Source organism: Nostoc sp. NZL (genome assembly GCF_015714705.1).
GTDB lineage: Bacteria > Cyanobacteriota > Cyanobacteriia > Cyanobacteriales > Nostocaceae > Nostoc > Nostoc foliaceum_A.
Genome location: NZ_WBKL01000043.1, coordinates 1 through 6,135 on the forward strand (window position 1 = coordinate 1; position 6,135 = coordinate 6,135).

The window sequence follows — 6,135 nt, forward strand, 5'->3', positions numbered from 1 at the left end:
GGTAGATAATACTCAAGCTTTATTTCTTCATTGCCGAGGTAAACAGGCGAAGAACTTCATTGCTTATCTTGAAAAACATCGCTCTCGTATTGTCAACTATGCCTATTACCAGGCTGAACAACTTTGTTCTATTGGTTCTGGAGCAGTTGAATCTGCTATTAAACAAATTGGTGCGAGAATTAAAATTTCTGGCGCACAGTGGAATGTTGATAGTGTTAATCACATCCTCTCTATTCGTTGTGCTTATCTCAATGGTTTGTTAACTATTTAAGTCTTTCTGCCAAAAGTGGATGCTCCCTCATGTATTAACTCACGTTTGGGTAATCGCCTTTAACTAAAAGGAATTATCTACTAGATTGCTAAAGATATGAGGTGATAGCTATCACAAACGAATAATCTCATGTTGCAAAGGATTTCAAAGAGATGTATGCCCAAAACAGAAAATCTGGTCTGTGGGGCATTGCTGACATAAGCTCTTCAGCCGAAAGTTTCTTGCACTACACGTAATAGCTGATTAATTACGTGTGGCTTTAGTTATTTAATACCTTCAACTTTCAGTAACACATTTTGGGCGTAAAGCTTAAGTTCAATCTCAAAATCTCGATTTTCACTGGTAAAGACGTTTCTGAATTGGCAAACTTGATCAAGAAAGTTTGTATATATCTAGCCTATCAATCAATGAATAAAACTGCTGCACTTAAATTTCCCCGTTTGGCAACCTCCAGCAAGAAAAAGGCGCTTAAGCGAATCACCTTAAACTTGACATTAGATGAAGCTCAGAACCTTGAAAAGTATTGTGAACAGACAGGTAGACCAGCAATAGATGTGATTCGGGAACTCATTCAAACCTTGCCTTGACCTGATTTTTCACGCCCAGTTGAAAAAGATCCAGTCTAGAAGAGTTATGACTAAAGTAGAAGATTTTGCAGAATTACTCTGAAAAGAGTAATTCAAGAGCGGTAATCATAGATTAAACCCTCACGACTGGATATTTGCTATTTCAATACTGTTGTTTGTTGCAAAAATACTAAAAACAAGAGTTAGAAATTATTCTCTGACAGAAGTTGCGACAGAATAAGGATAGCCGCCGAATCGGAGAAACAGTCTCTCACTCGTCATTGTGCAACTCAATCATAGTTATCACGTCCATCTTATTTCGGCGTGCTGCGCTCGTTTACGGCGGGCATAGCACGCCTTCACTCAATATTTACATCCTTCTCAATCCTCACAAAAAATTATCAATCGTTAACTTAACACCTCCAATTGAACCAAACTCTAATGCTTATAACTTGAGAATGAACCAAGGTTAAATGGTTCGCCAATCCACTTTTATTTCGTCAGTGGCAAGGCTCGAATGAGTTCTCGAATCACATCCGTTGCTGGTCTGCCTGTCTGTTCACAATACTTTTCAAGGTTCTTAGCTTCATTTGATGCCAAGTTTATAGTGATTCGCTTGACGGCCCATTTTTTGTTCATGCTGAAACAGATAAATCATGTAATCATCGCTTCAAACCTGATTTTACCTTCCCAACTGCTAAGTAACCTAAATTCAGTAGACCGAAAAGTTTTGCGATACCTAGGTTGAGCTACGCCTACGCCAAAAATAGTAGTTTATAATACAGTTTCTCGATGGCCCAAAAAGTTGATTGCTTTTGATGGCTTATAAAATAAAATTATGAATTAACCGCCCAGAATCAACCCAAGCCAGTCCTAGGTCAGATACACTTTACGGACTACTCCATAGTTGCGGACTATAGTTTGACGTAAAAACTCCAGCATCTGTCTAAGGGTAAATAAATTAAGAGAAAACTTCTCGATCTCTTGAAAGTGGCTAACCTGCTGTTTGAAGAGTTAGTTGGCGCGATCGCAAAATGAAAGCGGTACAACATTATATTGCCAGGTGTAGGGGCACGGCACTGCCCATTGGTGTCAACTTAAGGTGAAACCCATCCTAGAAGCAGCTTTTAGATATTGTCTCGTTGTCTTGTTCCCAGTCTCCGACTGGGAATGCCGTCCTAGAGGCTCCGCCTCCTTTGCTGGCGGCAGAGCCGCCAGGAATAGCATTTCCAGCCCAGAGACTGGAAACGAGATTTGAAAAGGCTTTTAGCTTAAGTTGACACCAATGGGCACTGCCGTGCCCCTAAGGGTGTACCTCACGTAAACTCAACGCGCTGGGAACGTTTGATACTAAACAAAATCTTATTGCTGTTGTCAGATTCCCTGAAGCTATTTACTGGGAAGAGGGATTTTATCTATTGTCAAAAACGGCGTGGGAATTTACCGAGCTATTGATTACTACTTTATCCCCCATCTTCAAATAGCTAATGACTGATGACTAATCCCCTACACTGAGCGTAGGGGTTTTAAAATCTCTAAACAGTTACTAGAGTGAAACTTAAACTAGAAACTGAGTTTACTCAAGTCAAAGCAAAAGTTTTGACTATTTGCTACTCTCAGATTTAACCGTACTATTTTACTCAGGACTTACCACTCAGCGAAAAATCGGAGCGGCTTGTCGTCAGACATCTGAACTTCGGTAACTCAGCACTCACACGGAGAGAGGAATTTGAAAAATCAGGAATTGGGAAATTGGCAAACCACAGTTTTCGGAATTGTGTTAGCAATACTAGTGATTCTCGGGCTAAATTCTTTTATCATTATTAACCCAGGACAAGCAGGAGTGATCAGCATCTTGGGTAAAGCCAGAGATGGCGCTTTATTGGAAGGAATTCACCTGAAACCGCCTTTTATCTCAGTGATAGATGTGTATGATTTGACTGTGCAAAAATTTGAAGTGCCAGCGGAGAGTTCTACTAAGGATTTGCAAAATTTATCTGCGAGATTTGCGATCAACTTTCGCCTTGATCCTGTAAAGGTAGTTGAAGTTAGAAGGAAACAAGGAACTTTAGAAAATATTGTATCAAAAATAATTGCACCCCAGACCCAAGAAGCATTTAAAATTGCAGCAGCTAGAAGAACAGTAGAAGAAGCAATTACCAAAAGAAGTGAATTGAAAGAAGACTTTGATCAAGCGTTAGGCGATCGCTTAGACAAATATGGGATAATTGTGTTAGATACTAGCGTAGTTGATTTAGCATTCTCACCAGAATTTGCCAGAGCAGTGGAAGAAAAACAAATTGCTGAACAACGGGCGCAAAGAGCCGTCTATGTAGCACGGGAAGCAGAACAAGAAGCACAAGCAGACGTTAATCGCGCCAAAGGTAGGGCAGAAGCTCAAAGACTCTTAGCAGAGACACTCAAAGCCCAAGGAGGACAGTTAGTTCTGCAAAAAGAAGCAATTGAAGCTTGGAGGACTGGCGGCGCTCAGATGCCCAAAGTTCTCGTTATGGGTGGTGACTCAAAAAGCGGTATCCCCTTCATGTTCAACCTTGGAAATATCCAAAATCAACCTTGATTTGAGTAAAGAATACTTAATTAGTTGGGCTAGTCCCAACTCAAACACAACAGAAAACCAAGAAGATAATAATCGAAGTTTATGTCAATCCCCAATCATCAGAATCTCACCGCTGAAGAAGCGAAAAAATTACTGAATAAATTCAACTGTCTAGACATTGCTCCCATCCTTAATCCATCAGAAAAAGTAGTCATTCGTAATGCCTTAATCTTGCTCACCAAACTTGCTGATTATCAAATTTTAGGAATTTGTGCTGATACAGCAGAAGAAGGAATACTGGCTATGAAGACATATTCTCTGGCTTTAGGTTATGAACCACCAGATAATTTGTCTACGCCTGAAGGCCCAGTTTATATCAAATTGAATGGCAAAAATGGCTTGTGTTATCTCGATTCCTATGATGGACATCATCGTGGTGTATTAGTATCTTGTCAGTCTTATGACGAAGAGGGAATAAACGAAATGTATGGGCATCTTCCCTTGGATTTATTTGTATAGAATTCGGCGAATGTAGGTAGGGTCTGCGCCTTACCTACTAACTAATGAGCAATGAAAAATTACTAAATATTATGAGTATTATTACACTACAATCAGTCACAAAAGACTTTGGCATCAAAGAGATTTTAAAAGATGCTAGCTTTAGCCTCGATGCTACTGACAAAGTTGGCTTAATTGGTACGAATGGTTCAGGAAAATCAACCCTATTAAAAATGATCGCCGGGTTAGAATCGATTGATAGTGGTCAAATTTTAATCAACTCCGGTTCTAAAATAATCTACTTACCGCAGCAGCCAGATTTAGATGAAAATCACACAGTTTTAGAGCAAGTTTTTGCTGATAGCGGCGAACACATGGCTTTGGTGCGTGAGTATGAAGAACTCTCAGATAAATTGGCTCACTATCCAGATGATAGCCAACTGATGTCTCGTCTTTCTGTGGTGATGCAACGGATGGATACAAGTGGTGCTTGGGAACTAGAAACTAATGCTAAAATCATCCTCACCAAATTAGGAATTTCTGACTTTGATGCCAAAATAGGCACTTTATCTGGAGGCTATCGCAAGCGTATTGCTTTAGCATCAGCGTTGCTAGCAGAACCAGATGTTTTGTTGATGGATGAGCCGACAAACCATCTCGATGCTCTTTCTGTAGAATGGTTACAAAGTTATTTAAATCGTTATCGCGGCGCACTTTTTCTCATAACCCACGATCGCTACTTTTTGGATCGCGTTACCAATCGGATCATTGAAATTGACCGAGGCGACATTTACACCTATACAGGCAACTACTCATATTACCTCGAAAAGAAAGCCTTAGCTGAAGAATCTGCCGTAAGTACTCAACGTAAACATCAAGGCTTGTTGCGGCGCGAGTTGGAATGGCTCAAAAAAGGCCCGAAAGCCAGAAGTACTAAGCAAAAAGCTAGAATTGACCGCGCTCATGCTTTGCGAGATACTGAATTTAAACAAGTTCAGGGTAAAGTTGATATTTCTACAGTTGGTCGTCGCATTGGCAAAAAAGTTATTGAATTAGATAACATTTCTAAAGCCTATGATGGGCGTACCCTGATTAATAATTTTACCTACGAATTTAGTCCAGAAGACCGCATCGGCATTATCGGCGCTAATGGTGCAGGTAAATCTACTTTAATGGATATTATTACTGGTCAGATTAAGCCAGATTCTGGTATCGCAGAAATTGGAACTACAGTTCACATCGGTTATTTTGACCAGCATTCGGAAGAATTGCTCACAGCTTTAAACGAAAATCAGCGCGTGATTGACTACATCAAAGAAGAAGGAGAATTTATCAAAATTACCGATGGAACTCAAATTAGTGCTTCTCAAATGTTGGAGCGGTTTTTGTTTCCTGGTAATCAACAGTATGCACCAATTAATAAACTTTCTGGTGGTGAAAAACGCCGTTTATTTCTGCTGCGGGTTTTGATGAGTGCGCCTAATGTCTTAATTTTAGATGAACCGACAAACGATTTAGATGTTCAGACATTGGCAGTATTAGAGGATTATTTAGAAGATTTTGTCGGGTGTGTAATTGTAGTTTCTCACGATCGCTACTTTCTCGATCGCACCATCGACACAGTTTTTTCCTTTGAGGAAGGCGGTAATCTCCGGCAATATCCAGGTAATTACTCGATTTATCTCGACTATAAGAAGGCTGAAGAGGCACAGCAACAAGCTGCGAACACTAAAGAGAAACCCAAAAATGCCGAAGTCCAAAATGGTGCATCTTCACCCAAGGATGTAGAGAATACCAAGCGCCGGAGGTTATCCAATTGGGAGAAAAAAGAATTTGAGCAGTTGGAAGGTAAAATTGCCCAGTTAGAGGCTGAGAAAGCGGAAACTGAGAAAACACTAGCGAATGTCTCACCGGGGAATTATAGCCAAGTGCAAAAACTCTACGATCATGTGGAAAAGCTCAAGCACGCGATCGATGTAGCGACTGAACGCTGGTTAGAATTGGCTGAGATGGAATCTTAAATTAAGAATACCTTAGCCATCTACTACGGAGCGCCCTATCTCTTAATAATCTTTTTTTGGCTAAGGTATTGACTGGAGTTTAGACTAGGCAACAAGAAAAGACTCAGCAACGCTGAGTTGAAAAGAAACAGACTTCAGAGATGAAAATCTACACTACTAAGCAGATTCTGATTGCTCTTTGCGGGGCTTGGTTGTAGTTTTTTTAACTATGGGGTAGCGAAT

Annotated in this window: 5 protein-coding genes and 1 pseudogene; 5 read left to right on the top strand and 1 reads right to left on the bottom strand. The window is 40.2% G+C overall.

Annotated features, from left to right (window positions below; translation table 11 throughout):
- Nucleotides 1–271: pseudogene (locus F8R90_RS06055) on the top strand (ISKra4 family transposase); the annotation flags it as partial.
- Nucleotides 272–678: 407 nt separating this feature from the next.
- Nucleotides 679–858 carry a CopG family transcriptional regulator gene (locus tag F8R90_RS06060; RefSeq protein ID WP_196510009.1) on the top strand — a complete coding sequence of 60 codons (180 nt, stop codon included), beginning with the start codon at nucleotides 679–681 and terminating at the stop codon, nucleotides 856–858.
- Nucleotides 859–1,329: 471 nt separating this feature from the next.
- Here F8R90_RS06060 and F8R90_RS06065 read toward each other — a convergent pair whose 3' ends face one another.
- Entirely contained in the window at nucleotides 1,330–1,476 is a 147-nt protein-coding gene (locus tag F8R90_RS06065; RefSeq protein WP_094348756.1) for a ribbon-helix-helix protein, CopG family, read from the bottom strand.
- Nucleotides 1,477–2,566: 1,090 nt separating this feature from the next.
- Here F8R90_RS06065 and F8R90_RS06070 point away from each other — a divergent pair.
- The 3 genes from F8R90_RS06070 (at nucleotide 2,567) to F8R90_RS06080 (ending at nucleotide 5,913) form a co-directional block, all read left to right on the top strand.
- On the top strand, nucleotides 2,567–3,415 hold the full coding sequence (locus tag F8R90_RS06070) for a prohibitin family protein (protein ID WP_196510007.1): 849 nt from the start codon (nucleotides 2,567–2,569) through the stop codon (nucleotides 3,413–3,415).
- Nucleotides 3,416–3,496: 81 nt separating this feature from the next.
- Nucleotides 3,497–3,913, top strand: a complete 417-nt coding sequence (locus F8R90_RS06075; protein ID WP_190895458.1) for a DUF1824 family protein — start codon at nucleotides 3,497–3,499, stop codon at nucleotides 3,911–3,913.
- A 71-nt stretch (nucleotides 3,914–3,984) separates the two neighbouring features.
- Nucleotides 3,985–5,913: an ABC-F family ATP-binding cassette domain-containing protein gene (locus F8R90_RS06080; RefSeq protein ID WP_196510008.1), complete on the top strand. Its 1,929-nt coding sequence runs from the start codon at nucleotides 3,985–3,987 to the stop codon at nucleotides 5,911–5,913.
- Nucleotides 5,914–6,135: the final 222 nt, after the last annotated feature.